Source organism: Litoreibacter arenae DSM 19593 (assembly GCF_000442275.2).
Classification (GTDB): domain Bacteria; phylum Pseudomonadota; class Alphaproteobacteria; order Rhodobacterales; family Rhodobacteraceae; genus Litoreibacter; species Litoreibacter arenae.
Window position 1 is genome coordinate 1,014,823 of record NZ_KE557306.1, and the last position, 25,811, is coordinate 1,040,633.

At 60.9% G+C, this 25,811-nt stretch carries 25 protein-coding genes; 10 read left to right on the forward strand and 15 right to left on the reverse strand.

Going from position 1 to position 25,811, the window contains the following annotated elements; translation table 11 throughout:
* Positions 1–79 precede the first annotated feature (79 nt).
* The 6 genes from THALAR_RS05040 to THALAR_RS05065 all read left to right on the forward strand — a co-directional run bounded on the left by THALAR_RS05040 (position 80) and on the right by THALAR_RS05065 (position 8,517).
* Positions 80–862 (forward strand): AraC family transcriptional regulator, encoded by a 783-nt coding sequence (locus THALAR_RS05040; protein WP_021100415.1) that lies wholly within the window; start codon positions 80–82, stop codon positions 860–862.
* Between the two features lie 274 nt (positions 863–1,136).
* On the forward strand, positions 1,137–2,810 hold the full coding sequence (locus THALAR_RS05045) for an ABC transporter substrate-binding protein (RefSeq protein WP_021100417.1): 1,674 nt from the start codon (positions 1,137–1,139) through the stop codon (positions 2,808–2,810).
* A 135-nt stretch (positions 2,811–2,945) separates the two neighbouring features.
* Positions 2,946–3,995 carry an ABC transporter permease gene (locus THALAR_RS05050; RefSeq protein WP_021100418.1) on the forward strand — a complete coding sequence of 350 codons (1,050 nt, stop codon included), beginning with the start codon at positions 2,946–2,948 and terminating at the stop codon, positions 3,993–3,995.
* A complete protein-coding gene (locus tag THALAR_RS05055; RefSeq protein ID WP_021100419.1) occupies positions 3,995–5,452 on the forward strand; it encodes an ABC transporter permease in 1,458 nt (485 codons plus the stop codon). The genes THALAR_RS05050 and THALAR_RS05055 overlap by 1 nt, the downstream gene beginning before the upstream one ends.
* Positions 5,453–5,529: 77 nt before the next feature.
* Positions 5,530–7,617, forward strand: coding sequence for a dipeptide ABC transporter ATP-binding protein (locus THALAR_RS05060; protein ID WP_021100420.1), 2,088 nt, complete (start codon positions 5,530–5,532; stop codon positions 7,615–7,617).
* Between the two features lie 57 nt (positions 7,618–7,674).
* Entirely contained in the window at positions 7,675–8,517 is an 843-nt protein-coding gene (locus THALAR_RS05065) for a DUF1206 domain-containing protein (protein ID WP_021100421.1), read from the forward strand.
* On the opposite strand, the gene THALAR_RS05070 is transcribed toward THALAR_RS05065, so the two are convergent.
* Genes THALAR_RS05070 through THALAR_RS05080 form a run of 3 tightly spaced genes read right to left on the reverse strand, consistent with a single transcriptional unit; the run spans position 8,505 to position 11,942 of the window.
* Positions 8,505–9,974 (reverse strand): carboxypeptidase M32, encoded by a 1,470-nt coding sequence (locus THALAR_RS05070; RefSeq protein WP_021100422.1) that lies wholly within the window; start codon positions 9,972–9,974, stop codon positions 8,505–8,507. The genes THALAR_RS05065 and THALAR_RS05070 overlap by 13 nt on opposite strands.
* Before the next feature lie 3 nt (positions 9,975–9,977).
* Entirely contained in the window at positions 9,978–11,114 is a 1,137-nt protein-coding gene (gene ctaA / locus THALAR_RS05075) for a heme A synthase (protein WP_021100423.1), read from the reverse strand.
* A 54-nt stretch (positions 11,115–11,168) separates the two neighbouring features.
* Positions 11,169–11,942 (reverse strand): RNA methyltransferase, encoded by a 774-nt coding sequence (locus THALAR_RS05080; RefSeq protein ID WP_021100424.1) that lies wholly within the window; start codon positions 11,940–11,942, stop codon positions 11,169–11,171.
* 115 nt (positions 11,943–12,057) lie between these two features.
* Here THALAR_RS05080 and THALAR_RS05085 point away from each other — a divergent pair, with 115 nt between their 5' ends.
* Positions 12,058–12,699 (forward strand): thiamine phosphate synthase, encoded by a 642-nt coding sequence (locus THALAR_RS05085; RefSeq protein WP_021100425.1) that lies wholly within the window; start codon positions 12,058–12,060, stop codon positions 12,697–12,699.
* Here THALAR_RS05085 and THALAR_RS05090 read toward each other — a convergent pair.
* From THALAR_RS05090 to THALAR_RS18030, 3 genes are all read right to left on the reverse strand, one after another.
* Positions 12,659–13,513: a lysophospholipid acyltransferase family protein gene (locus THALAR_RS05090; protein ID WP_051153572.1), complete on the reverse strand. Its 855-nt coding sequence runs from the start codon at positions 13,511–13,513 to the stop codon at positions 12,659–12,661. The genes THALAR_RS05085 and THALAR_RS05090 overlap by 41 nt on opposite strands.
* Positions 13,510–14,277 carry a GNAT family N-acetyltransferase gene (locus THALAR_RS05095; protein WP_021100427.1) on the reverse strand — a complete coding sequence of 256 codons (768 nt, stop codon included), beginning with the start codon at positions 14,275–14,277 and terminating at the stop codon, positions 13,510–13,512. The genes THALAR_RS05090 and THALAR_RS05095 overlap by 4 nt, the downstream gene beginning before the upstream one ends.
* 71 nt (positions 14,278–14,348) lie before the next feature.
* The gene (locus THALAR_RS18030) at positions 14,349–14,522 is read right to left on the reverse strand and encodes a DUF3553 domain-containing protein (RefSeq protein ID WP_021100428.1); all 174 of its coding nucleotides are present in this window, start codon (positions 14,520–14,522) and stop codon (positions 14,349–14,351) included.
* 1 nt (position 14,523) lies between these two features.
* Between THALAR_RS18030 and THALAR_RS05100 the strand changes: the two genes are divergently transcribed.
* Positions 14,524–15,162 (forward strand): histidine phosphotransferase family protein, encoded by a 639-nt coding sequence (locus THALAR_RS05100; protein WP_021100429.1) that lies wholly within the window; start codon positions 14,524–14,526, stop codon positions 15,160–15,162.
* On the opposite strand, the gene THALAR_RS05105 is transcribed toward THALAR_RS05100, so the two are convergent.
* From THALAR_RS05105 to THALAR_RS05115, 3 genes are read right to left on the reverse strand one after another with little or no spacing between them, the layout of a single operon-like run.
* Complete coding sequence (locus THALAR_RS05105; RefSeq protein ID WP_021100430.1) at positions 15,159–15,686, reverse strand: gamma carbonic anhydrase family protein; 528 nt, start codon at positions 15,684–15,686, stop codon at positions 15,159–15,161. The genes THALAR_RS05100 and THALAR_RS05105 overlap by 4 nt on opposite strands.
* Complete coding sequence (gene gmk, locus THALAR_RS05110; RefSeq protein WP_021100431.1) at positions 15,683–16,324, reverse strand: guanylate kinase; 642 nt, start codon at positions 16,322–16,324, stop codon at positions 15,683–15,685. The genes THALAR_RS05105 and gmk overlap by 4 nt, the downstream gene beginning before the upstream one ends.
* A 2-nt stretch (positions 16,325–16,326) precedes the next feature.
* Positions 16,327–17,211 (reverse strand): YicC/YloC family endoribonuclease, encoded by an 885-nt coding sequence (locus tag THALAR_RS05115; protein ID WP_021100432.1) that lies wholly within the window; start codon positions 17,209–17,211, stop codon positions 16,327–16,329.
* A 185-nt stretch (positions 17,212–17,396) separates the two neighbouring features.
* Here THALAR_RS05115 and THALAR_RS05120 point away from each other — a divergent pair, with 185 nt between their 5' ends.
* Positions 17,397–18,110: a PAS domain-containing protein gene (locus THALAR_RS05120; protein WP_021100433.1), complete on the forward strand. Its 714-nt coding sequence runs from the start codon at positions 17,397–17,399 to the stop codon at positions 18,108–18,110.
* A 53-nt stretch (positions 18,111–18,163) separates the two neighbouring features.
* Here THALAR_RS05120 and THALAR_RS05125 read toward each other — a convergent pair whose 3' ends face one another.
* Positions 18,164–19,534: a class II 3-deoxy-7-phosphoheptulonate synthase gene (locus tag THALAR_RS05125; protein WP_040817736.1), complete on the reverse strand. Its 1,371-nt coding sequence runs from the start codon at positions 19,532–19,534 to the stop codon at positions 18,164–18,166.
* A 167-nt stretch (positions 19,535–19,701) separates the two neighbouring features.
* Between THALAR_RS05125 and THALAR_RS05130 the strand changes: the two genes are divergently transcribed.
* The gene (locus THALAR_RS05130; protein ID WP_051153576.1) at positions 19,702–20,700 is read left to right on the forward strand and encodes a GlxA family transcriptional regulator; all 999 of its coding nucleotides are present in this window, start codon (positions 19,702–19,704) and stop codon (positions 20,698–20,700) included.
* Between the two features lie 17 nt (positions 20,701–20,717).
* Here the strand turns inward: THALAR_RS05130 and THALAR_RS05135 are convergent, their stop codons facing one another.
* The 5 genes from THALAR_RS05135 to THALAR_RS05155 all read right to left on the reverse strand — a co-directional run bounded on the left by THALAR_RS05135 (position 20,718) and on the right by THALAR_RS05155 (position 25,579).
* On the reverse strand, positions 20,718–21,167 hold the full coding sequence (locus THALAR_RS05135; protein WP_021100436.1) for a DUF4399 domain-containing protein: 450 nt from the start codon (positions 21,165–21,167) through the stop codon (positions 20,718–20,720).
* A 114-nt stretch (positions 21,168–21,281) separates the two neighbouring features.
* Positions 21,282–22,490: a beta-ketoacyl-[acyl-carrier-protein] synthase family protein gene (locus tag THALAR_RS05140; RefSeq protein WP_021100437.1), complete on the reverse strand. Its 1,209-nt coding sequence runs from the start codon at positions 22,488–22,490 to the stop codon at positions 21,282–21,284.
* Positions 22,491–22,497: 7 nt separating this feature from the next.
* Positions 22,498–22,764 carry an acyl carrier protein gene (locus THALAR_RS05145; RefSeq protein WP_021100438.1) on the reverse strand — a complete coding sequence of 89 codons (267 nt, stop codon included), beginning with the start codon at positions 22,762–22,764 and terminating at the stop codon, positions 22,498–22,500.
* Positions 22,765–22,830: 66 nt separating this feature from the next.
* On the reverse strand, positions 22,831–23,895 hold the full coding sequence (gene lpxD / locus THALAR_RS05150) for a UDP-3-O-(3-hydroxymyristoyl)glucosamine N-acyltransferase (protein WP_021100439.1): 1,065 nt from the start codon (positions 23,893–23,895) through the stop codon (positions 22,831–22,833).
* Positions 23,896–23,968: 73 nt separating this feature from the next.
* Positions 23,969–25,579 (reverse strand): L,D-transpeptidase family protein, encoded by a 1,611-nt coding sequence (locus tag THALAR_RS05155; protein ID WP_021100440.1) that lies wholly within the window; start codon positions 25,577–25,579, stop codon positions 23,969–23,971.
* Between the last annotated feature and the right edge of the window lie 232 nt (positions 25,580–25,811).

Here is a 25,811-nt window from a genome sequence, read left to right on the forward strand (position 1 = left end):
TTGACGCCTCAAGCCGCGCCATCTACTAATTGACTGATCAAGCGTGCTTTTCTCGCAATTCCAGATTTTCAGGCGTTCAATGACCCACCAGCCATTACCCAAAGTCGAAACTCTTGCGACCCATCAGCGCTCCGAGGCGTGGCGCACCGACGCCGCGCAATCGCTCGATTACCCGATCCTGTTCTGGATTACCCGCGGTCAGGGTCGCATTATGGTGGATTGCCGGATGCGCGGCATCGGGCCAAATACCGCCGTGTTCATCCCGCCCCATACCCTGTTCAGCTACGAGATGTTCGCCAGCCCGCAGGGCATGGTCGTCTCCCTGCCCCTCGATGAAAGCGCAGGATTTCCGAAATGGCCCGCCTTGCTCAAGGCGACCACGGTGCAGATGCAAAGCGAAATCACAGGTCTGATCGACTCCTTGTTGCGCGAGTCGAACGAGGAGCGGCCCGGACAACGCCGCGCCGTGATGGCCTATGCGATGATGCTCGGCGTCTGGCTGGACCGTGCCCTGGCCGACCAGCCGCAGGGCGAGCTTGGCAAGTCGGAACGTGTGCTGCGCAAGTTCAGCCATGTTGTCAGTATCGGCCACCGCGACGGCAAGTCGCTGGGCGAGTTCGCCGCCGATCTGCAAGTGACACCGACCCACCTGACACGCCTGACCCAGAACGCGGTGGGCAAACCCGCCTCCGCGCTGTTGCAGGAACGCGTCATTCAGGCCGCGTGCGAGGCATTGCTGCACACCGACCGCCCCGTTCAGGACATCGCGGAAAAACTGGGATTCTCCAGTCCTGCCTACTTTACACGGGCCTTTCAGACACATACGGGAAAAAGCCCCTCTGCTTTCCGCAAATCCAGATAATTTTCCCGAACGGACCTGCTTTCTAAGCATTTTTTGCCGGATAGCAGAAAAGCGTCCTCACAATGTCGCTAATTGACGTAGGGTATGTCGCTTTCAGACGCCAGCCTGACGGTTCCAGCCGTTGACCTCGCGCCAAATATATTGCGCAATGACGTCCGGAGCGTTGAGGGGAGACGCAAGAGTTTAACTCAATCCACAATTCATGCAGGCCGACGCGGAAAAATCCGGTCGAGTTGCCTGCCCTCTGCAAGTCAAAGTCTACAGGGAGACAAACATGACGATTGAAACCATCAACGGCCAGCCGGTGCATCCAGCGGTCGATATGTATGCGGAAGAACACAAGGCGGGCCTGATGGATCGCCGCGAGTTCATGGCACGGGCAACCATGCTCGGCGTCACCGCCACCGCCGCCTACGGCATGATCGGCGCGACGCCCGCCGCAGCCGAGGCCCACGCCCAGCAGGGCGGCACGCTCCGGATGCAAATGGAAGTCCGCGCGCTGAAAGACCCGCGCACATTCGACTGGACCCAGATCGCCTATTTCACCGCCGGTTGGCTGGAATACATGGTCGAGTACAACAATGACGGCACGTTCGCGCCGATGTTGCTGGAGTCGTGGGAGATCAACGACGACGCCACCGAATACACCTTGAACGTCCGTCAGGGCGTGAAGTGGAACAACGGTGACGACTTCACCGCCGAAGACGTGGCGCGTGTCATCAGCGCATGGTGCGACAAGGATGTGGAAGGCAACTCCATGGCGGGCCGCTTCGCCATTCTGATCGACGCCAACACCAACAAGGTCATCGACGGCGCCGTGGAGGTCGTGGACAGCCACACCGTCAAGCTGAACCTGCCCGCCCCCGACATCACCCTGATCGCGGGCATGTCGGACTATCCGGCAGCGGTCTACCACGGCTCCGCCACCGGCACGCCCGAGGACATGTTGGCCAACCCGGTCGGCACCGGCCCCTACAAACCTGAATCGCTGGAAGTCGGCGTCAAGGCGGTCATCGTGCGCAACGAGGACCATGACTGGTGGGGCTACGCCGCAGGCAAAGGCGCATATCTCGACCGGATCGAATATATCGACTACGGTCAGGACCCCGCCGCATGGCTCGCCGCCGCCGAAGCTGACGAGATCGACACGATGTACGAAAACGTCGGCGAGTTCGTGGACGTGTTCGACGGCCTAGGCTGGGAACGCTCCGAGGTTGCGTCCGGCGCTACCATCGTCATCCGTCCGAACCAGGAAGCTGTGGATGCCGACGGCAACAAGCCCTACGCAGATGTGCGCGTCCGCCAAGCCATCGCTCATGCCGTAGACCGCGCCGTTTGCCTTGAGCTGGGCTACGCCAATCAGGGTCAGGTCGCCGAGAACACCCATGTCGGCCCGATGCATCCCGAACACGCTGACGTGCCAGGTCTGGAATACGATCCAGCCAAGGCCAAAGCGCTGCTCGAAGAAGCAGGCATGGCCGATTACGAGTTCGAGCTGATCTCCATCGACGATGACTGGCGCAAGAACACCACCGACGCGGTGGGCGCGCAGCTGCGCGACGCGGGCTTCAACATCAAGCGGACCATCATTCCGGGCACAACCTTCTGGAACGACTGGACCAAATACGGCTTCTCGTCGACAAACTGGAACCACCGCCCGCTGGGCGTCCAGATCCTTGGTCTCGCCTACCGCTCCGGCGAGGCGTGGAACGAAGCCGCCTTCTCCAACGCCGAGTTTGACGCGGCGCTGGCCGAGGCCAACTCCATCGCCGATGCAGACAAGCGCCGCGTGGTCTCGGAAAAGCTCCAGACCATCATGCGCGACGAAGGCGTGACGTTGCAGCCCTACTGGCGCTCGCTTTACCGCCACAGCAAGCCGGGGGTCGTGGGCACCGAGATGCACATCGCGTATCTGCCCCAGATCTACAAATACGGCTTCGCCGCCTAAGCGGCCAACCACCAAGAAGGGCCGCCCGCCAAGGCGGCCCTTCCTGCCAACTAGCTACCGCATCCGGCTGCACTTGTATCCGGTCACAAGACGCCCCAAGGGCGCGGCGCGGCAGCCAACCAACAGGGACACCCGATGGGAATGTTTATCCTCCGTCGTGTCGGCGTGATGTTACTGACGGCGCTCTGCCTCACCTTCATCGTGTTCTTCATGACGAACCTCTACCCCAACCTCGAAAAGCTGGCCAAAACCCAAGGCAACTTCCGTATGTCGGACGAGGCCGTGGCCAGCTATCTCACGCGCGAAGGCTATCTTGCCCCCCTGCCCGTCAAATACGGACGCTGGCTCGGGGTGCTGCCCAACCACGTCACCACGAACGAGGCGGGCGTAACCACCGGCAAATGTATCCGCGAGGGCGTGAACACGCCCGAGACCGCGCCACGCTATTGCGGGGTGTTGCAGGGGGAATGGGGATATTCGTCCACCTTCAAGGACGACGCAGGCACGATCATCTCCAAACGCCTCGCGCTAACCGGCTGGCTGGCGCTGCTGGCCTTCGCCGTGATGATCCCCGCCGCGCTTATCATCGGCGTGCTGGCGGGTATGCGAGAGGGCAGCCGGATGGACCGGACGCTCTCCACCTTCTCCATCGCGTCGTCTGCGACGCCCGAATATGTCTCCGGTGTGATCTTCATCGCCGTGTTTGCCTCGTCTGCCTTCGGCCTCAAATGGTTCAAAGGCTCCGCCACATCGGCGATGGAAGACTTCACATGGGCCAACATCACCCTGCCCGTCGCCACCATCGCGCTTTACGGCGTGGGCTACGTCGCCCGCATGACCCGCGCCTCCATGGCCGAGGTCATGACCGCGCAATACATCCGCACCGCCCGCCTCAAGGGCGTGAGCTTCCCCAACATCGTCATGAAGCACGCCCTGCGCAACGCGCTGATCGCGCCGTTCACCGTCATCATGTTGCAGTTCCCCTATCTGCTGACCGGCGTCGTCATCACCGAGACCCTGTTCAACTACAAGGGCTTCGGCTGGATGCTGGTGCAGGCCGCCTCGAACAACGATATCGACCTGCTGCTCGGCGGCTCTGTCGTCGCGGTGATCGTCGTGCTCGTGACGCAGCTGATCTCCGATATCGGCTACGTGTTCCTCAACCCACGCATTAGGATTTCATAATGGAGCCGCTTACCTGGACGGGTGCGCTCGGCACCTACCTGAACCCGCTTTTCGCGCTCGCAGCGCTTGGGCTGATCCTCGCCGTTATCGGCTACATCCTCCTCAGCACCTACGAGAACGCCAAATACACCTTCACTTCCTCGGACGGCACGATGGCGGCGGGAGGCACAAACTCCGACGCGCTCAGCCGCTTCATCCTGCCGCTCGGGATCGTCACGCTGGTTCTGGCGCTGATCTACCCGCTTGCGGGCATCGTGCTACCCTTTGGCGCGGCGGGCATCATCGGCGAACTTGGTATGCGCTTCCTGCCCGTCTGGATCGCGCTCGCCGTGACCTTCGTCCTGTCGATCACCTACAAACGCAAGCTGGGCCTTTACGGCAAGCTGTTCGACAGTCCCATCGGCATGGTCGGTTTCGCAATCGTCATGTTCTGGGTGTTCACCGCCATCTTCGTGGCGATGGATATGGTCATCACCCATGATCCGCTCGGTCAGGTTTCCGGCATGAAGAACAAGCTGCCCGGAACGCCCCTGCGCGGCGCGGAGGAAGGCGATTACAGCCACTACCTATTAGGCGGCGACAACCTTGCGCGCGACGTGTTCAGCCGGGTGGTCCAAGGCTCTCAGGTGGTTCTGGTGATTGCACCAGCGGCGACGCTGTTTGCCTTCATGGTCGGCATCACGCTGGGCCTGCCCGCCGGATATTTCGGCGGCAAGCTGGACACAATCATCAGCTTCCTTGCCAATCTGGTCCTCGCCTTCCCGGTGATCTTGCTGTTCTTCCTGCTGGTCACGCCGGAAATCCGCGCGGCAGGCATCCCGATCCCCGGCACCAACTATATCTGGACCGTGCCGACGATCCTCGCGTCGATCCTGTTCCTGTTCCCGCTGGTCTTCCTCGTGGTCCTGTTCGACTCGCGCTTTTTCACGCAGCCGTCCAAGCGCAACCTCTATGTGGGCCTGACGGTCCTCATCGGCGGCTATCTCTATCTGGGGCTGGCATGGGACGCGGACCCGCTCGGCCTGATCTCCATTGATGGCGGCGTGTTGATCGTGTTCGTCTCGGTGGTGTTCGTGAACTCCCCCACCGTGTTCCGGATCGTGCGGGGCCTCGTGCTCGACATCAAAACGCGGGACTATGTGGCGGCGGGTCAAACCCGTGGCGAGGGTCCGTGGTATATCATGCTGTGGGAAATCCTGCCCAACGCCCGTGGCCCGCTGATCGTCGATTTCTGCCTGCGCATCGGCTATACGACAATCTTGCTCGGCACCTTGGGCTTCTTCGGCCTTGGCCTGTCCTCGGAAAGCCCTGATTGGGGAACGACGATCAACGCCGGCCGACGCCTGCTCAGCGTCTATCCCCATCCTGCAATCGTGCCTGCCATCGCGCTCATGAGCCTCGTTCTGGGGCTCAACCTGCTCGCAGACGGCCTGCGCGAAGAAAGCCTGAAGGACTGACATGATGCCCGACAAAAAGCCGACACTTTGCCGACGCTTCGCAGACCCCCAAAAACAACCTCAGGGAGGCCTGCAAAATGGCTGACGCAGAGACCTATTCCGGCCCGATCCTGGAAATTGACCAACTGTCCATTTCCTTCTTCACCCGCCTTCGAGAGATCCCCGCCGTGATGGATTTCTCCTGCACCGTGCAACCCGGCGAGGCCATGGGCCTCGTGGGCGAGTCCGGTTGCGGCAAGTCCACCGTGGCCCTTGGCGTCATGCAGGATTTAGGCGTCAACGGCAGCGTCGTCGGTGGCTCCATCAAGTTCAAAGGCCGCGATCTGGGCCAGATGAGCGCCGAGGAGCTGCGCAACATCCGCGGCTCCGAAATTGCCATGATTTATCAAGAGCCTATGGCGTCTCTCAACCCCGCCATGCGCATCGGCAAGCAGCTTATGGAAGTGCCGATGATCCATTTCGGCACCTCCGAGAAAGAGGCCTACGAGCGCGCCTTGGAAGTCGTCACAGACGTCAAACTGCCCGACCCCAAGCGCATTCTTAATAGCTTCCCGCACCAGTTGTCGGGCGGTCAGCAACAGCGCATCGTGATCGCTATGGCCTTGATGTCAAAGCCTTCTCTGCTGATCCTCGACGAGCCGACCACCGCGTTGGATGTGACAGTGGAGGCCGCCGTGGTCGACCTGGTCAAGGACCTTGGCAAGAAATACGGCACGTCCATGCTGTTCATCTCGCACAACCTCGGGCTGGTGCTGGAAACCTGCGACCGCATCTGCGTGATGTATTCCGGCGAGGCGGTGGAGACTGGCTCCATCGAAGACGTCTTCGACGATATGCAGCACCCTTATACGCAGGCCCTGTTCCGCTCCATCCCGCTACCGGGTGCCGACAAAAATGCGCGACCGCTGGTCGCCATTCCGGGCAACTTTCCCCTGCCCCACGAGCGCCCTCAAGGGTGCAATTTCGGCCCGCGTTGCGACTACTTCAAGGAGGGCTTGTGCGATCAGGGCGACATCAAGATGCAAAAGATCAGGGGCAACGACCGCCACGGCTCCCGCTGCCTGCGCATCGAGGAAATCGACTGGAACGCCCCCATCGCCGCTGCGGTCACCACTGAGAAGGCCGAGCCGGGCGACGTCGTGCTGAAGATGGAAAACCTCAAGAAATACTATGAGGTTGCGGCATCAGCGCTGTTCGGCGGGTCCAACAAGAAGGTGGTGAAAGCCAACGAAACCCTCAGCTTCGAGGCCCGCGAATCCGAGACCCTCGCCATCGTCGGCGAGTCCGGTTGCGGCAAGTCCACCTTCGCCAAGGTTCTGATGGGTCTGGAGACGGCAACAGACGGCAAAATCCTGCTCCACAATCGCGAAATTCAGGATATTCCCATCGAGGAGCGCGACACCAAGACGATCTCCAACGTGCAGATGGTATTCCAGAACCCGTTCGACACGCTCAATCCGTCGATGACGGTGGGCCGCCAGATCATCCGGGCGCTGGAAATTTTCGGCATCGGGGATACCGAGGACGACCGCAAGCAACGTATGCTGGAACTGCTCGACCTCGTGAAACTGCCCCGTGAATTTGCGGGCCGCATGCCACGCCAGTTGTCAGGCGGGCAAAAGCAACGCGTCGGCATCGCCCGTGCCTTCGCCGGTGACGCCAAGATCGTGGTCGCGGACGAGCCTGTCTCCGCCCTCGACGTGTCGGTTCAGGCAGCAGTCACGGACCTCTTGATGGAGATCCAGCGTGAGAACAAAACCACGCTTCTGTTCATCTCCCACGACTTGAGCATCGTGCGCTATCTGTCTGATCGCGTTATGGTAATGTATCTTGGACATGTCGTGGAAATGGGCACGACCGATCAGGTCTTCCAGCCGCCCTACCACCCCTATACCGAAGCGCTGTTGTCAGCGGTTCCGATTGCTGACACCTCCATCGAGAAGCAGCATATCGTGCTGGAGGGGGACATCCCGTCTGCAATGAACCCGCCGCCCGGCTGCCCGTTCCAGACGCGCTGCCGCTGGAAGGATCAGGTGCCGGGCAACCTGTGTGAGAAGGATGTCCCGCCCGTGCGCACATTGGCGGAAGGCCATCAGGTCAAATGCCACCTCGCCGACGACATCCTTGCCCGTATGGAGCCGGTCATCAAAATCGCAGCCGAATAGGCGCAGGGAACGAAAGACGTTATTGCGGGTTCTTCCTTGAACAAAGGGAGCACGCCCGTGGCGCAATCCGATCTCGACTGGACCATCCACCTCATGCGCGCAGGCTATGCCGGTCGCGGTCTCGCCTATCTGAGCGTGGCGGGTGTGTCGCTCTGGACCATCTGGCAAGGGGGCAGCGCCAGCGGTCCGTCCGAGGTGTTTTCCGACCTCAGCAGATCGACACTTGGCGACTTGCTTCTAGGTCTGATCGCCGTGGGGATGCTGGCCTATTGCGTGTGGCGCCTGGTCTGCGCGGTGTTCGATCTGGAGGACCATGGCAACTCGCCTAAAGGCATCATTGCCCGTGTCGCCCAAGGCGTGACAGGCCTTCTGCACCTGCTGATCGGCGCAGTGGCAATAATCGCGGCCTTCTCTGTCGATGAGTCAGACGACGGCGGCGGCTCAATAGATGAGGTGGTGTCCGCCGTGCTGTCCGCCCCGTTGGGCCGCTATGCCGTCATGGGCGCCGGCGCGATTACGATCTGTGCGGGGCTCTATTACTTCTACAAGGCGGTGTCTCGGTCCTATCAGGATCATCTCGAATCCAATCCCGTGACCCAACATCTCAACTACGTGTTGGAGGCCGGTATAGCGGCGCAGGGCATCGCGATTTCCATCATCGGCGGATTGCTCAGCCTTGCCGGTTGGAGAGCCCAAGCACAGCAAGCCGGAGGCTTGGGGGAGGTGTTTGACACGCTGTCAAGCCAACTTTACGGCCAGATATTCGTCACCGGCTTATGCGTTGGCCTGCTCGCCTTCGCGCTGTTTTGCTTCGTCAACGCCGCATACCGCTCCGTGCCTAAACTGAGCCACGGAAATATCGAGACGCTGGGCGCGTGGGCCAAGGCTCAGACCTCGTAGAGCGCGGTGAACTTCGTTTCCAGATAGTCCAGCAAAGGCCCCTCGAACGGCGCGAAGCCGCAGGCGTGCTCGATGGTGTCGCTTGGCTCCCGCAACCCACCGAACTGCTGGAGGTTGTCACGCAACCATGTTGTAGCACCCGAGGTATCGCCGCGTGCTAAGTCACTGTCCAAAGCGGGCACCGCATCCCGCAGCGTCTGATACAGGCACCCCGCGTAGACATTGCCCAGACTGTAGGTCGGGAAATAGCCGAACAGCCCGAAGGACCAATGAACGTCTTGCAACACACCGTTCGCAGGCTTGTCTACGGCAATGCCGAAATCCGCCTCGAACCGCGCGTTCCATGCGTCTTCCAGATCGGCAACCTCAAGCTGTCCGGCGATCAACTGGCGTTCCAGGTCGAAGCGGAGCATCACGTGCAGGTTGTAATGCACCTCGTCCGCCTCGGTGCGGATATAACCGGAGCCGACGCGGTTCACGACCTTGTAGAACCCATCCTCGTCCGCCACGCCAAAATCGCCGAACTGGTCACGCATCTGGCCGTAGAGCCAGCCGGTGAACGCCCGCGAGCGGCCAAGCTGGTTCTCGTATATCCGCGACTGGCTTTCATGCACGCCCATCGACACGCCCGCACCCAAAGGCGTGAGAGCGTAGTCGTCGCGGATGCCCTGCTCGTAGCAGGCGTGTCCGACCTCGTGGATGGTAGAATAGAAGCAGTTGAACGGATCGCGCGGCGCGGTGCGGGTAGTGATGCGCACATCGGTGCCGGAGCCGCTGGAGAACGGATGCACCGCCTTGTCGATCCGCCCGCGTGTCAGATCGTAGCCAAACACCTGAGCCAGCTTGGACGACAGCGCCATCTGCCCCGCCTCGTCGAATTCACGGTCCAGCGGCGCGGGGGCGTCAGCCTCCAGTACGCGGCGGCGCAAGTCCACCAGACGCGGACGCATCCGGTCGAAGAGGCTTTGCAGCTCCGCGCCGGTCATGCCGGGCTCGTAGTCCTCCAACAGCGCGTCATAAAGATCGCCGCCATTTGCAAGGCACGCCGCCTCCTCCCGCTTCAATTCGATCATACGGGTCAGCGTCGGGGCGAAAGAGGCAAAGTCGTTCTCCGCGCGCGCCTTGGCCCAGATACCCTGCCCCGCAGAGGTCTGCCGTGCGATGTCGGTCGCCAGCCGCTCCGGCACTTTGGTATTGCGCGCGAAGGAGCGTTTCAGGTGGCGCAGCGCCGCTTCGCCAGCCTCATCCGGCGCTTCGGCCTTTTCCAGCCACTCCCCGATCCGACCATCCGTGCGCCGCGCATGAAGCACGGCTTCCATCGCCGCCATCTCTTCGGACCGCAGCGCCGCCGCGCCTTCGGGCATGACCGTCTCCTGATCCCAGCCGGTGCGCCCTGCGACGGAAGCCAGCGCCTGCGTCGTGCGCTCGAACGCCATCAAGTCTTCGAATGCGGTCATGCCTCAGGTCCTGACGGATTGTGCGATGGGATAGATGCTCAGGAACCGCGCGCGCAGGATCAGGCAGATCAGCACCACTGCGCCGAACTGGTGGATGATCGCCAGGTGCCACGGGGCCGCGTAAAGCACGGTGCCGATGCCCAGCACCAGTTGTCCGAACATCATCACCGCCATCCAGTCGAAAGACTGCTTCACCGCGCGGCTTGCCGCGCGGCGGGAACGCCACCAGACGAACATGGCGAACGCAAACAGGACGTAACCCAGCATCCGGTGGTTGAACTGCACCAGCGCCTCGCTCTCGAAGAAGTTGCGCCATGCCGGGGTGTGTTCGAACGCCAGTTCAGGGAACACGTCGCCCGCCATCAGCGGCCAGTCCGTATAGGTGCGCCCCGCGTCGATGCCCGCAACCAGTGCGCCGACTATGATTTGCAGATATGCCAGCGCCACCAGAACAGTCGCCAGCCGCGTCAGCCATGGCACACCGGAGCGCCGCGCCTGCATCAGATCCGCTTCGCGGCGGCCCAGCAAGAACACATACCACGCGATCAACCCGAGGATGACGAAGGCCAGTCCCAGATGCGTCGCCAGCCGGTAGGACGCCACGTCCAGCATCTGACCCGTAAGCCCGGAGGACACCATCCACCAGCCAATCACCCCTTGCAGCCCGCCAAGTGCGCCGACCGCGATCAGGCGGCCGGTCCAGCCTGTCGGGATCTGCTTGCGTAGCAGAAACCACAGGAAGCCCACGGCCCAAACGACGCCAATGAAGCGACCAAGCTGGCGGTGACCCCATTCCCACCAGTAGATCGTCTTGAACTCGGACATGCTCATGCCCTTGTTTTGCAACTGGTATTCGGGGATGGCGCGGTATTTCTCCAGCTCAACCTCCCATGCGGCCTCCGACATGGGTGGCATCGCGCCGGTGACGGGTTTCCATTCCGTGATGGACAACCCGCTATCGGTCAGACGGGTCAGCCCGCCCACGGCGATCATCACCACGACCAGCGCAAACAGCACCATCAACCACGCGCGGATGCCGCGACGATTGCCACGGCTGGCCGCGCGGTCAATCGCGCCGGGTTGGGCTACGGGTTTCTCGGCCTTGTCGACCTCTTCGAAAATGCTGCGCTTGCCTGCCATTTCATGCCTCATCTGTTCGCGTTCAACCTAGGCCGAGGGGCCAAGGCCGACAAGTCAGTCGCCACGCTCTTTCCACCGCACAAACTGTCGCAGCATGCCGTGGAACGTCTGGATATCCGCCTGCGTCATTGGCAGGCGCGAGAACATATTGCGCAGGTTCAGCCGCATCGAATCCGCCTTGTGGTCGGGGAAGAAGAATCCCGCGGCGTCCAGCCGCTGTGCGAAATGCTCGTAGAGCTTCTCCACCTCGACCTGCGTGGCGAATTCGGTGCCTGCCATCTCCACCACTTCCGGCGCGTCCTCACCGGTTTGACGGCGCCACTCATAGGCCACCAGCAACACGCATTGCGCAAGGTTCAACGACGCGAAACCGGGGTTCACCGGCACCGAGATCAGCGCATTGGCCTGCGCGATATCGACGTTTTCCAGCCCTGCCCGCTCCGGCCCGAACATGATGCCGACGCGCTTACCTGCCTCCGTCATGGCGCGGGCGTGTTCCATCGCGCGCTCCGGCGTCATCACGGGCTTGGTCAGATCGCGCGACCGTGCGGTGGTGGCGAAAACATAGTCCATATCGCCCAAAGCGTCGGCTGTGCCGTCGAAAACCCGCACGTGATCCAGCACCCGCGCAGCCCCCGAGGCCGTCGCGACCGCCGCCGGGTTCGGCCATCCGTCGCGCGGGTTGACGAGCCGCATCCGCTCTAGCCCGAAATTCCACATCGCGCGGGCGGAGGAGCCGATATTCTCGCCCATTTGCGGCGCGACCAACACAACCGTGGGTTGCGGGCCGCCCCACGGGGCTTGGGATTGGTGGTCGGTGCCGGACATGAAGCCTCGCCTAGTTCAGTGCAGCACCGTTTAGGCCCGCACGCCCTGCCCCGCAACACCCTTGTGAGCGCCAGCCGCCCCCGTTATGAGGGGCCAAACAACGGCGGAGACGACCATGGCCCAGAACGACACTGCCCAAGAGGGCCCTGAAACCCCACAGGTTTACCTGATCACCCCGCCCGAATTCGAGCTGTCGAGCTTCCCCGCAAAGCTGGCCCGCGTCCTTGATGACGTAGAGATCGCCTGTCTGCGTCTAAGCCTTGCCACCAAGGACGAGGACAAGATCGCACGCGCCGCCGACCTGATCCGCGAACAAGCACATTCCCGCGATATTCCGCTGGTGATCGAAAGCCACTTCCTGCTGGTCGAAAAGCTGGGCCTCGACGGCGTTCATTTGCTCGATGGCGCCCGCTCCGTCCGCTACGTGCGCAAGGAAATCGGCGGCGACGCGGTGATCGGCGCGTTCTGCGGCCCGTCACGTCACGAGGGCATGAGCGCGGGCGAAAGCGGCGCGGATTACATCTCGCTCGGCCCAATCGGGGAAACCGCTTTGGGCGACGGTCAGGTGGCCGAGACCGAGGCGTTCGAGTGGTGGTCGCAGATGATCGAATTGCCAGTCGTCGCCGAAGGCGCTGTGAATGTTGAAGCAGTCGAGCGTCTTGCCCCCTACACCGATTTCTTCGCCATCGGCGAGGAAATCTGGCGCGACGACAACCCTAGCGCGGCTCTGAAAGCAGTGCTTGCGCCGCTGGGCTGAGTTTCAGCCCCGACCGCACGATCTTCTCGCAGGTCATGGCCAAATCCTTGCGACTGGCGAAGTCTGAGACTTTGAGCGGGGCGTGGTATGTCACCGTGATCTGCCCCTGCGGCGACGCAGCCAGCGTTTGCAACAAATGCGGGCCAAACTCCATATCGCCCCACCAGCCGTACATTCGTGGATCGGCCCCGTCGGGCGCCTGATAGGAGAGCGTCACCGGCTGCACATTTAGCGCGTCCTTCAATTGAGGTGTGAAAAACGCCGCAAAAAGCGTTGATTTGAATGGCAAAATCCGAATGCCGTCAGAGCTTGTTCCTTCAGGAAAAAACAACAGCTTGTGACCGGCCAGCAGACGTTTCTCGAACAGTTCTTTCTGCGCCCGCGCCTGACGCGGATCGCGGTCAATAAAGACGGTGCCGGTGGACCGTGCCAGCCAGCCGATGCCGGGCCACTTCGCCACCTCCGATTTCGACACGAAATAAACCCGCTTGCGGGCGTTCAGGGCAAAGATGTCCAGCCAGCTACAGTGGTTCGCCACGACCGCGCCGCGCTCGGTCATCGGGTGTCCTTCGGACCGGAACTTGATGCCCAGCAGGACGAACGAAGAGCGGCAAACGACGCGGGTGATGTGCGGGGTCCAAGGGCGATGAAAGCCATGAAACGGGCGTTCGATCAGACGAACCAGCAGCAGGACGATCAAGCCGCCAAACACCAGAAACGCCAACGGCACCCCCCGCATCACCACGCGGAGCCACGCCATCAGCCCAAGCCGCTCATGCGGCGGTGGCTGTCCGCTATCCCAAGTCGCCTTCATACTGCGGCGCGATCGCGGGAATAGATGGCGCGGTGCTTTTGTGACATCCGCGCGGTGTCCATCACAAGACAGACGTCTATCGTGTTGAATTCGTGATCAATATAGGCCCCGTCCCCAACCATGCCGCCAAGCCGCAAGTAGGCCTTGATCAGAGCTGGTGTGTCGCGCATGGCCTTCAAGCGGTCGATCTGATCAGGCTGGATCAGGTCCATCGGCTGATGTGTCAATGCGCGTGGCCGCAACTCTGGCGGCGCGAGATGTGCGTGGTGCAAGAGCGACAGGGAATGCGCCACGGCGTCGACATCGGTACCATGGAAAGAAGCCACGCCGAACAGAATGTCGATCCTGTGGAGCTGGATATACTCCGCCAGGGCCTGCCACAGATGGAACATGGCCGCCCCGCCCCGGTAGTCGGGATGGACGCAGGACCGTCCCAACTCCAGCAAGCGGCGCCCGCTGCGCTTGAGCGGTCCCAGATCGTATTCTCCCTCGCTGTAAAACGACATGCCGTCGGGCAACGCATCACCGCGAAGCAGACGGTAGACGCCTACGACCTGCTCCGGCTTGTGCGCGTGGTCCAGCAGAATCAGGTGATCGAAGAACGGATCGAACGCATCGCGCTCCAATCCGGCTTCGTGATCAACTTGATCCCCGTCGCCGTCCAATTCCTCCACGAACACGCGATAGCGCAGCTGTTGCGAGGCACGCAGATCGGCAGGGGATTGGGCCAGACGGGTTTGAAACTGCGGTTTTGACAGGGTCATGGCCAACAAGACTAGGAACAGGAGTTGTTTGGAGATAAGCGCGAACGGCGCTCAAGGCAATGCCGGCGGGCTCAGGGGTCGAATTGCAGTGTCAGTGCAATATTGGCACTTTCCAATGTCATTTTTCCCATATTCTCAAAATTAACGGTTATTTTACCATTTATGTTAGATTGAACTTGTCCGAGGCCCCATTCGGGCTCGGCCGGATTTCGCACCAGCATTCCGGGTTCCAGCAAGGAGTTCATATTGTCCGACAAAGCACTCTCCGACGTCGATGATGCGATTGACCTGAAGGACACCGCGTCCCTTCTGGCGTCCCGCATCTGCCACGATCTTATCAGTCCTATAGGCGCGATCAGCAACGGGATGGAGCTTTTGGTCATGTCCGGCCTGCCACCCTCACCCGAACTTACGCTGATCGAGGAGAGTATCGCAAACGCCAATGCACGGGTGCGCCTGTTCCGGCTGGCTTTCGGGGTAGCAAGTGCGGGACAGCGCATGGCGCGCGGCGACATCGTCAAGCTCCTTGGAGATTGCTACGCCAGTGGCCGCATTCAGGTGATGTGGGAGCCGACCTCCGACGTCAGCCGTCAGGAAGCAAAGATCGCGCTGCTGGGCGTGCTATGCCTTGAAACCGCGCTGCCTGCGGGCGGCAAGATCGTTTTGCGCTGTGACCGGGGAAGCTGGCAGATGCAGGCCTACGGCGAGAAGATCCGCGTCGAGCCAGAGGTCTGGAGCGTGTTGATGCCGAAAGCGACCAAGGCGGGAGACCTGTCAGCAGCGCAGGTTCAGTTCATCTTGTTGCGCGATGCACTGGCTCAGCTTGGCGCAACCGCGCAGGCGGGCCATTCCGACAGTGCTGTCTCCTTGCGCTACGACGTCTAGAGTTTTTGCAACCCGTCGCGGAAGCGGCGCATGTTGGCTTGGTAGCCCTTTGCGGACGCGATCAGCGCGGCTTTCGCTTTGTCATCAAGTTCCCGCACGACCTTGCCCGGTGCACCCATTACCAGCGAGCCGTCGGGAATTTCCTTGCCTTCGGTTACCAATGCCCCTGCCCCGATAAGGCAACCCTTGCCGATTTTTGCACCGTTGAGCACCGTCGCGCCCATCCCGATCAAGGAGCCTTCGCCAATGGTGCAGCCGTGCAGCATCGCCTTGTGCCCGATAGTGCAATTCGGACCGATGACGAGCGGGTAGCCCATATCGGTGTGCAGCACGCAGTTTTCCTGAATGTTGGAGCCGCGCCCCACCGTGATCCGTTCGTTGTCACCGCGCAGGGTCGCGCCAAACCAGACCGACGCGCCCTCTTCGATCAAGATGTCGCCGATCAGATTTGCATCGGGCGCAATCCAGAAATCCGTGCTGTCAGGCAGTTGCGGGGAAACACCGTCGAGTGCGTAAAGGGTCATTTGCGGGCCTCATATTCTTCATTGAGTTCGCGCACCAAAGTCATCAGATGCGGCTGGCGCGAGCGCTTCAGGCGCTCCGCGATAAGGATAGCTTTCAACTGCTCTTCTGCGACATCAAGGTCGTGGTTCACCAGACAGTAGTCATATTCCGCCCAATGGCTGATCTCGTCGCGGCTTTTCTGCATTCGGGCGGCGATCACCTCGTCGCTGTCCTGCGCGCGGGATCTAAGGCGTTTTTCCAACTCCACGATCGACGGCGGCAGGATGAAAATCGACACCACATCCTCGGCCAGACCGGAGTTGCGCACCTGCTGGCCGCCCTGCCAGTCGATGTCGAAGATCACGTCGCGCCCTTCCTTGATCGCGTCCTCCACAGGCCCTTTGGGGGAGCCGTAGAGATTGTCGAAAACTTCTGCGTGTTCCAGCATTTCACCCTCCGCGACCATCTTGCGGAAGTCGTCGTGGCTGCGGAAGTAGTATTCACGCCCGTCCTGTTCGCCCTCCCGCGGGGGGCGGGTCGTCGCGGAGACGGAAAAGGACAAGCTGTCGTCCCATTTCATCAAGCGCCCTGCCAGCGTGGATTTGCCAGCGCCTGAGGGCGACGAAAGGATGATCAGAATTCCGCGCCGGGCTGTCATAGCTACTCCACGTTTTGAACTTGCTCTCGCATCTGGTCGATCACGGCTTTGAGGTCAAGGCCCACGCGCGTCAGCTCCGCTGCGCCGGACTTCGAGCATAACGTGTTCGCCTCGCGGTTGAATTCCTGCATCAGGAAATCGAGCTTGCGGCCGACAGGTCCGTCACTGTCGAGCAAGACCTCAGCCGCAGCGACATGGGCGGACAAGCGGTCGATTTCTTCCGACACGTCGGCTTTCACGGCCAGCAACGCCAGTTCCTGCGCCACACGGTCCGGGTCGGCACCGTCCGCATTGTCCAGAATACGGGCAAGGTTCGTTTTTAGCTGCAACGCCACCTGATCCTTCCGCGCGGCTGCCAGTTGTGATGCCTCGGCGGTCAGGCCAGCGATCTGTGCCAGGTGCTGGCGCAACACCTCATCGAGCGCTGCCCCCTCAGAGGCACGCATCGCGGCAAAATCGACGATAGCGGCATCGAAGCTGGCAAGAATATCGGCCTCCGGCAGTGGCCCCGTTCCGGCAGCGCTCTGCATGACGCCGCGCAGGGCCAGATAGTCCGTTGCCGTCGACTCGGTCAGCCGCAATCCCTTGTTCTTCGCCATCGACCGCACACGGATTGCGGCGAGGATGTAGCTTTCCAGAGCATGCTCATCGAGTTGTACAGCGCTCTCAAAGCCGTCTTCATCCAGCCGCAATGTTGCACTGATCGCTCCTCTCGCAAAAGCCTTGGCCAGCTTGGCGCGAATGGGCTGCTCCTGTGCCATCAGTCGTTCGGGCAAGCGTAGACGGATATCAAGGCCCTTGGCGTTCACACCACGCATCTCAAGTGTCCACGAGACCTGACCGGCTCGGTCGGTGCGGGAAGCGAAGGCGGTCATGGATCGGATCATAGCGGGTTAACCTGTTAACACTTTAGAAACCCACTTCGGGCAACATCTGTGCCATATTAAGACAATAGTAATCATTTGCACCTTCGGGGTACCAAACCCTGCGAATGATCACAACGCGTTCTGACGAAACGCTAAGACATTGAAAATCGGATGCGCGGTCGGGGGGCCACGCTTGGGGTAGACGGATGACACAGCAGCACAGTCAAACTTCTCACGGTGCGGAAATCGTTTCGCTTTGGCAGCATCAGGCGAAGCGGGATATATCCGCCCTCAGCGAAATGCGCAGCTATTGGGAAAGCTTGCGCGGCGGGCGCCTTGTGCCGCTGCGCTCGGAAATAGACCCGCGCGAGATTACCGGTGCTCTGGAATACGGCTTCATCCTGGAACGCCTGCAACCCGGAGCAATCCGGTTCCGCCTTGCGGGGATGCACCTGAACGATCTGATGGGAATGGAAGTGCGGGGCATGCCACTGCGCTCGTTTATCTCGCCATCCAGCCGTGCCCGCTTCTCGGCCATGCTGGAGCGCGTGTTCACGCAGCCGGAAATTCACGAATACATTATGATCTCCGAGGACACGAATGGCAGCCTGTTACGTGCGCGCCTTCTGATCCTGCCGCTTAAAAGCGACGGTGGTAAGGTCGACCGCGCCATCGGCTGCTTCACGACCGAGGGAGTCGTAGGGCTTGCCCCAAGACGTTTCCGCGTTCAGGAAACGCGGGTCACCAGCTTGATCAACGGCGAACAGACCCGAGAGGTTTCGCCGGAAGAGCAGCATGTAAAGGACACACCGCTCGCGAGCGGCTTTGGCGAGACACAGCAGCCGTTCACTGCGCAGGCCGGTTGCCCCGAAGGCGGACCGCATTTGCGTCTGGTGGTCAGCGACACCCCGCAGGACTAACAAAAAAGCCGGACCCTCGGGTCCGGCTTTCAAGTCTTGAACCTAACGCAAAATCAGCCCGCTGCGCGGTTTCGCTCCTCGCGCAGGGCTGACAGTTCCTCCGACACCAGAAACGCCAGTTCCAGCGACTGCGACGCGTTCAGGCGCGGATCGCAAGCAGTGTGATAGCGGTCAGACAGGTCCTCGTCGGTGACAGCACGAACACCACCGGTGCATTCGGTCACATCCTTGCCGGTCATCTCGAAATGGACGCCACCGGGGATCGTACCTTCGGAGGCGTGAATTGCGAAGAACTCGCGCACTTCACGCAGCACCGAGTCAAACGGCCGCGTTTTGTAGCCCGTCGACGACTTGATCGTGTTGCCGTGCATGGGATCGCAGGTCCAAACGACGTTGGCCCCCTCGTCCTTGACGGTCTTGATCAGCCGCGGCAGATGCTCGCCCACATTGCCCGCACCAAAGCGTGCGATCAGGGTCAGACGGCCCGCCTCGTTCGTCGGGTTCAACTTCGACATCAATACCTTGAGGTCTTCTGCCGTGGTCGTCGGGCCGCATTTCAAACCGATGGGGTTTTGCACACCGCGCGCGAACTCGACATGGGCCCCGTCAGGCTGACGGGTGCGGTCGCCGATCCAGATCATGTGACCCGAACCCGCCACCGGTAAGCCGGAGGTGCTGTCGATCCGGCAAAGCGCTTCTTCATATTCCAGCAGCAGCGCCTCGTGCGAGGTGTAGAAGTCCACAGACTGCAATGTATGCGCCGTTTCCTGCGTGACGCCAGCGGCGCTCATGAAGTCCAGCGCGGCAGAGATGTTATTCGCCATCTCACGGTATTGCGCCGCCTTCTCGCCCTCGGTGAAGCCAAGCGTCCACGCATGGACCTGATGCACGTCGGCATAGCCACCTGTCGAGAACGCGCGTAGCAGGTTCAGCGAAGCCGCCGCCTGCGTGTAGGCTTGCAGCATCTTTTTTGGGTCAGGGATGCGGGCTTCCGGGGTGAACTCGAGCTCGTTGATGATATCGCCGCGGTAGCTGGGCAGCTCCACGCCATCCTTCACCTCGGTCGGCGCGGAACGCGGCTTGGCGAACTGCCCGGCCATGCGGCCCACTTTGACTACCGGCACCTTGGCGCCGTAGGTCAGCACCATCGCCATTTGCAGCATCACCTTGAACGTGTCGCGGATCGTGTCTGCGGAGAACTCTGCGAAGCTCTCGGCGCAGTCGCCGCCTTGCAGCAGGAACGCCTCGCCGCGCGACACCGATGCCAGCGCCGATTTCAGCTTGCGTGCCTCGCCTGCAAAAACCAATGGCGGATACTTGGCAAGCTGGGCCTCGACGGCCCCGAGGGCGTCTGCGTCCAGATAATCGGGCATCTGCACGCGTGGTTTGTTGCGCCAGTCCGACTTTGTCCAAGCCTGTGCCATGGTCATATACTCCATCAATGATAGCGTTGCCGTAATTAAGCCTCGTGTATTACCCCACACTCAAGGGCTTGCCAATGTCGAAAACTCAGCTAAGGGTGGAGACACGGAATCGACATCACCAATGTCGTTTTCCGTCCTTGAGGCGTTAGGATTGGGAGGTCCGCCGCGTGGCTCACAAAGATACCCAGAGCGCGGCTCCGTTGGTCCCCACCAAGAAGCGGCGCTATATTTTCGTATTGATGGACAATTTCACCATGCTCAGCTTTGCGGGCGCGGTCGATGCCTTGCGTATCGCCAACCGCATGGTGCCGGACAGCTACGAGTGGCTGCTGGCAGGCGAAGGTGGCGACACGATCTCGTGCTCTTCCGGCATCAGCTACAAGCTGGATATGGATCTGGACGAGGTCCTGCGCGATGACACGATCATTCTGTGCGGTGGCACCCATGTGCAGGAAGCGACGACCAAACGTCTGTTGAACTGGCTACGTCGAGAGGCGCGGCGCGGCGTAGTGATCGGTGCGCTTTGCACGGCGCCCTATGCGCTTGCCCGCGCAGGTTTGCTGGACGGGAAGCGGGCGACGATCCACTGGGAAAATCAGGACAGCTTCACCGAAGAATTCGAGGATGTGGAACTGACCAAATCCGTTTTCGTCGTAGATGGCAACCGGATGACCACAGCGGGCGGCACGTCGTCCATTGACCTGATGCTGAAGATCATCGCCTCGGACCTTGGCGAAGACGTCGCCAGCATGGTGGCCGACCAGCAGATTTATTCCTCCATCCGCACCGATCAGGACCAGCAGCGCCTATCTATCCCCACACGCATCGGGGTGCGCCACCCCAAGTTGAGCCGCGTGATCCAGATGATGGAGATCAACGTGGAAGAACCGATCAGCCCGTCGCTGCTGGCCAAAGAGGTCGGCATGTCCACGCGCCAACTGGAGCGCCTGTTCCGCCGCTATCTGAACCGCAGCCCCAAACGCTACTACATGGAAATCCGCCTGCAAAAGGCACGAAACCTGCTGATGCAAACCGACATGAGCGTGATTAACGTGGCGCTAGCCTGCGGCTTCGCATCGCCGTCGCATTTCTCCAAATGCTACCGTGCGCATTACGACACCACGCCTTACCGCGAGCGTGGAGCGCAGGCGACGCGGACTCCTTAGCACCCGCGCCGCTTTGATTATTCCGAAACCGTGATGGTGATCTGCTCGGATTCGACCGACGGCTCGAACGGCACATGGTTGAGGTCCGCGAACACCAGTTGCAGGGTGTGATCGCCGGGCGGCAGGTCGAGAACAGTCTCCGTCTGCCCGCCACCGTAGTGGATCAGGTTGTCGGAGCCGACCATGCCATAGTCGTACTCTTCCGCACCATCCTCGCCCTGCCCCATAGGTGGACGGTTGATAAGCAAGTGGTGATGACCCGTGCCGTCCTTCTCGATCCCTGCTGGCGCGACGCCCATGCCCTTGACGCCAAAGAGTATGGTGACAGGACTGCTCACGACATCACCGTCCTTGAGATTGACGATGTAGGTCTCGGTCCCCGGCACGGACGGACGGTCACCGGCAAACGCCGCAAGGCCAGCGATCTGAGCGCAGCCAAGAGCTGCGGCGAACATGATATGCTTCATTCTTTCACCCTTCCTGTTTTGAACACTTGGCGGAGATTTCGTCTCTCACGCTTTCACTGGCAATAACGTGGGTTAATGACCTATATCTTCAAGAAAAATTTCCGTGACTTGCTTTCAGACCGCCCGCAGCGCCAGCACTGCGTTCATGCCCCCGAAGGCGAACGCATTGGACAGCGCCACATCGACCTGCGCCTGACGCGCCTCGTTCGGGACCACGTCAAGCGCACATTCGGGGTCGGGCTCTTCATAGTTGATGGTCGGTGCCACCACGCCCTCGCGCAGCGCCATGATGCAGGCCAGAAGCTCGATCGCACCGGTGCCGCCGATCACATGACCATGCATGGATTTGGTCGATGAGAGCATCAACTTGTCGGCGTGGGCTCCGAACACATCCGCGACAGCCGCGCATTCGGTCTTGTCATTGGCCGCCGTGCCGGTGCCATGCGCGTTGATATAGGCGACATCGGAAGGGTTTAGCCCCGCGTCAGTCAATGCGCCGGAGATGGCCCGCGCCGCCCCTTGCTTGGACGGCATCACGATATCCGCCGCATCCGATGTCATGGCGAAGCCTATGACTTCGGCCAGAATTTCAGCCCCACGCGCCTTGGCGTGCTCGTACTCCTCGAACACAAAGATCGCCGCGCCCTCGCCCTGCACCATGCCGTTCCGGTTGGCCGAGAACGGGCGGCAGGCGTCCTTTGACATGACACGAAGCCCCTCCCACGCCTTCACCCCACCAAAGCACAGCATGGATTCGGAGCCGCCTGTCACCATCGCCTTGGTCATACCGGAGCGCACGAACTGGAACGCCAGCCCCATCGCATGGTTGGACGAAGCGCAGGCGGTGGCGACCGTGAAGGACGGGCCTTTCAGGTTGTATTCCATCGACACATGCGACGCGGCGGCGTTGTTCATGAGCTTCGGCACGACAAAGGGATGCACCCGGTTTTTCCCCTCCTCATAAACCGCGCGATAGTTCTCGTCCTGCGTGTTCATCCCGCCGCCTGCGGTGCCCAGCACAACGCCCGCCTCAGCGGCCAGCTGGTCCGAGAATGTCAGCCCTGACTGGGCCAACGCTTCCCTTGCGGCGAGCAGGGCAAATTGGGTGTAGCGGTCGTAGAGCGCGATCTTCTGGCGGTTGAACTCTGCGTTGGGGTCGTAGTTTTTCACTTGCCCGCCGATACGGATGGACAAGCGCTCAACATCCCGAATGTCCAACTCGCCAATACCACAGCGACCCGCCCTGAATGCATCCAATGTATGCGCCACATCGGCCCCCAAGGCGTTGATCGTGCCTTGGCCGGTGATGACAACCCTGTGCATTGTGCGGCTAGCCTTTCTGCTCGGCCAGAAGGCCCTTCACGGCGGCGATGATGCTGCGCACGCTTGATATGTCGAACTCGCTGGCCTTAGGGTCATTGGCGTTGAACGGAACCGAGATATCGAATTCCTCCTCGATGGCAAAAATGCTTTCGACCAGCCCCAAGCTGTCGATCCCCAAATCCTCAAGCGTGGAGTCCATCTTGACGTCCTCCACCTCCAGCACCGCCTGTTCGGCGATGATCGCGATTACCCTGTGGTCGACATTCTCGGCCATACAACCGTCCCCAGTCTTGATCGTGTTGTCGAAGATTTAAGCATTTGGGGCAGGATTTGCCACAGGCTAATTGTCCGGTTTCAAAGACTTCATAAAGCGCGGCAGGCGGCGAAGCGACTTCTGCATTTCGATATGGCTCTCCATTTTCACCGCAGGGTAGCCCAACAGAACCCGTCCCGCAGGGGCATTGGTAAATATCTTGGAGGCCCCGCCCGCAATCACATCGTCGCCGACGAAGATGTTGTCGTTCACGCCGCATTGCCCCGCCAGTACAACGCGGTTGCCAATACGCGAGGAGCCCGCGATGCCGACCTGTCCGCACAACAGGCAATCCTCGCCAACCTGCACGTTGTGGCCGAGATGGACGAGGTTATCGAGTTTGGTGCCGTTGCCAATCGAGGTGTCCCGAATGGTGCCGCGGTCAATCGCGCTGTTTGCGCCGATCTCGACATCGTTGCCGATCCTGACGCCCCCAAGCGAATGAATGCGCGTCCAGCTTTGCTGCGCGGCCTCTCCCTGATCCCCCAAGGACTTGCGCACATTCTCGACGCCGCTTTTCTCGGGCGTCACGAAGGAAAACCCGTCAGCGCCAATGACGCAGCCCGGTTGCGCTATGAAGTTGTCGCCAACAACCACACGCGCGCCAATGCGAACCCCCTGCAATATCAGTGCATTGCGGCCAATAGTTGATCCTTCCGCCACCGACGCATGCGACGCTATGCGCGCGTTCTCCCCGATGATCACATCGCGTCCGATCACAACGAACGGACCAATGGCCGCGCCATCGACGATCTTTGCACTTTGGTGGACAATGGCTGTCGGGTGGATGCCCGGTTCTATCTCCGGGCCGGGGTCCATCAGCGTGGTCAGGCCGGACATGGCATAGCGCGGACGCGGCACAAAGATGGCTGCCTTCAGCCCCAAGGCCCGCCAGTCTGCGCCCTGCCATAGGATCGCCGCCTGCGCAGACCCCTTCGCTAGGCCATCGGCGTATTTCGGGTCCATCGCCAGCGCCAGTTGATCCGCCCGCGCCGATGCCGGCTCCGCCGCACCGACCACGGTCAGCTCCGCATCGCCTTCCACCACGGCACCCAAAGCGGTCGCGATTTGGTCTAGGGTGAATTCCGTCATGCTATGCTCCGGCAAATGAAAAGGCGCGCCGCGGTCCGCCCGCAACGCGCCTGTAAGACCTTACCAAACAGGTTTAGCTTGCAACCGAGCCCAGCGAAACCCCGGCCCTGCTCAAGGCGTCAAAAATCCGGCTGTCGCGGTTGTAGACGTCATTGCGGTAATGCGCCTGCCCCTTCGCATCCACCCAAGCGGTGTAATAGGCAATGTGAACCGGCATCGGCTCGCGCAAATCGACCCGTCGCTCCTGCCCTGTCCGCAAGACGTTCTGGAAAAACCCCTCCGGATTGCTTTCCTGGTTGGCCAGCAGCGCGTAGGCAAAATCAAACGGCTTGTGGACACGAATACAGCCGTGGCTGAACGCGCGCATCTCTTGTCCGAACAGCGATTTGGACGGCGTGTCGTGCAGGTAAATGTTGTGCTTGTTGGGAAACATGAACTTGACCAAACCCAAAGCATTCCCCTTGGAGGGGGGCTGCTTCATCGAATATGGAAAGTTGCGGGCGTTATACTGCGCGAAATTGATGTTTGCGCGATTCACCGGACGCCCGTTCCGGCCGATGATTTGCAACTGCCGGGCCGCCCCCCGGTTGCGCTGCATCAAGGGCAGGTATTCCTTGGTGACAATGGACCGTGGGACATACCAGCTTGGGTTGACCACCATGAATTCCATCTTGTCGGAGAACTCGGGCGTGCGTCGGTCAGACGTGTTCTTGCCCACCACCACACGGGACCGGAACGTGGACTTGCCGTTCTTGATGATATCCACGTGGAAATCCGGAATGTTGACCCAGATGTGGTGCTTTTCCATCGGCCTGGAGTTCCACCGCTGCCGCTCCATCGCGACCAGAACCTGCTGTAGCCGATCCTGCACGTCCTGATTGATCTGCGCGATGGTCGAGCCGCCCGCGACACCATCGGGCGCCAAACCGTGATTTACCTGAAACGACTGAACTGCCGCCTGCATCTTGGCGTCATAGGTTTGCGACGCCGATTTCCGCAGATAACCCATGCGGATCAGCCGGTTGCGAAGCTGGATGACGGCCCCACCTGTCTCACCGGGTTTGAGCGTCTTGGCCTGAACCTTGTCACCCCAACCGCCACGCGCCAGCAGTTTTTCAAGCTTCAGCTTCTCTTTCTGAAGCCGGACATATTCCGGCTTGCGCGGCGCCATCTTTCTCAGGAACGCGGCCGGATTGGATTTCGCGAACGCATCAATGGTGGAGGCGCGATCGTAGCGCGGGACGTCCATCACCAACATGTTGTCAACACTGCGCGGATCTAGGACGCCTGACCGCATATGGTCGGCAAAATCCAGCATCCGCTTGGCCGCCTCGACCTCCACACGCCCCATATCGGATGGCGTGCGCGCATCCTTCATTGCGGCCTTCAATCCATCCGCGTCATACGCGCCCACTGGAAGGCCGTGATCCCCCGCACGCTCCAACGCTCTGAGCAACGCCGCGCAACGACGGCTATCCCCCTTGCCGACGAAGACCGGCTTGTAGTTCCTTTTACGGTAGAAAGTTGACAGCCCTTCGTCCCGCGCCGCGGCCTCTGCAATGGACTGCTTGAGCGCGGTGACAGCGGCATCCGCTCGCCCCGCCCCGAAACTCGGCAACATAGCGCCCGCCACGCCTGCGGCGATAAGTTTCAAAGTTGACCGACGGGTCGGGGAAAGGGTCATGGCAGCACACCTCTAAACAAACACTGGTTTGCAACAACTACATTTGACGGCACGCTCAGAGTCCACTCACATTCATGACAATATGCTGCCTTTTTTTCATCACGTTGCGATTGAGCAACCTTCTGACTACCGGATGTAGTGGTCGCCACCTTGACCTGCCGCAAAGACAACTGCGCAAAATTTCGCCTATTTCTACCTTATTAACGCCTCTGTTTGAGACTGTACTTGGTAA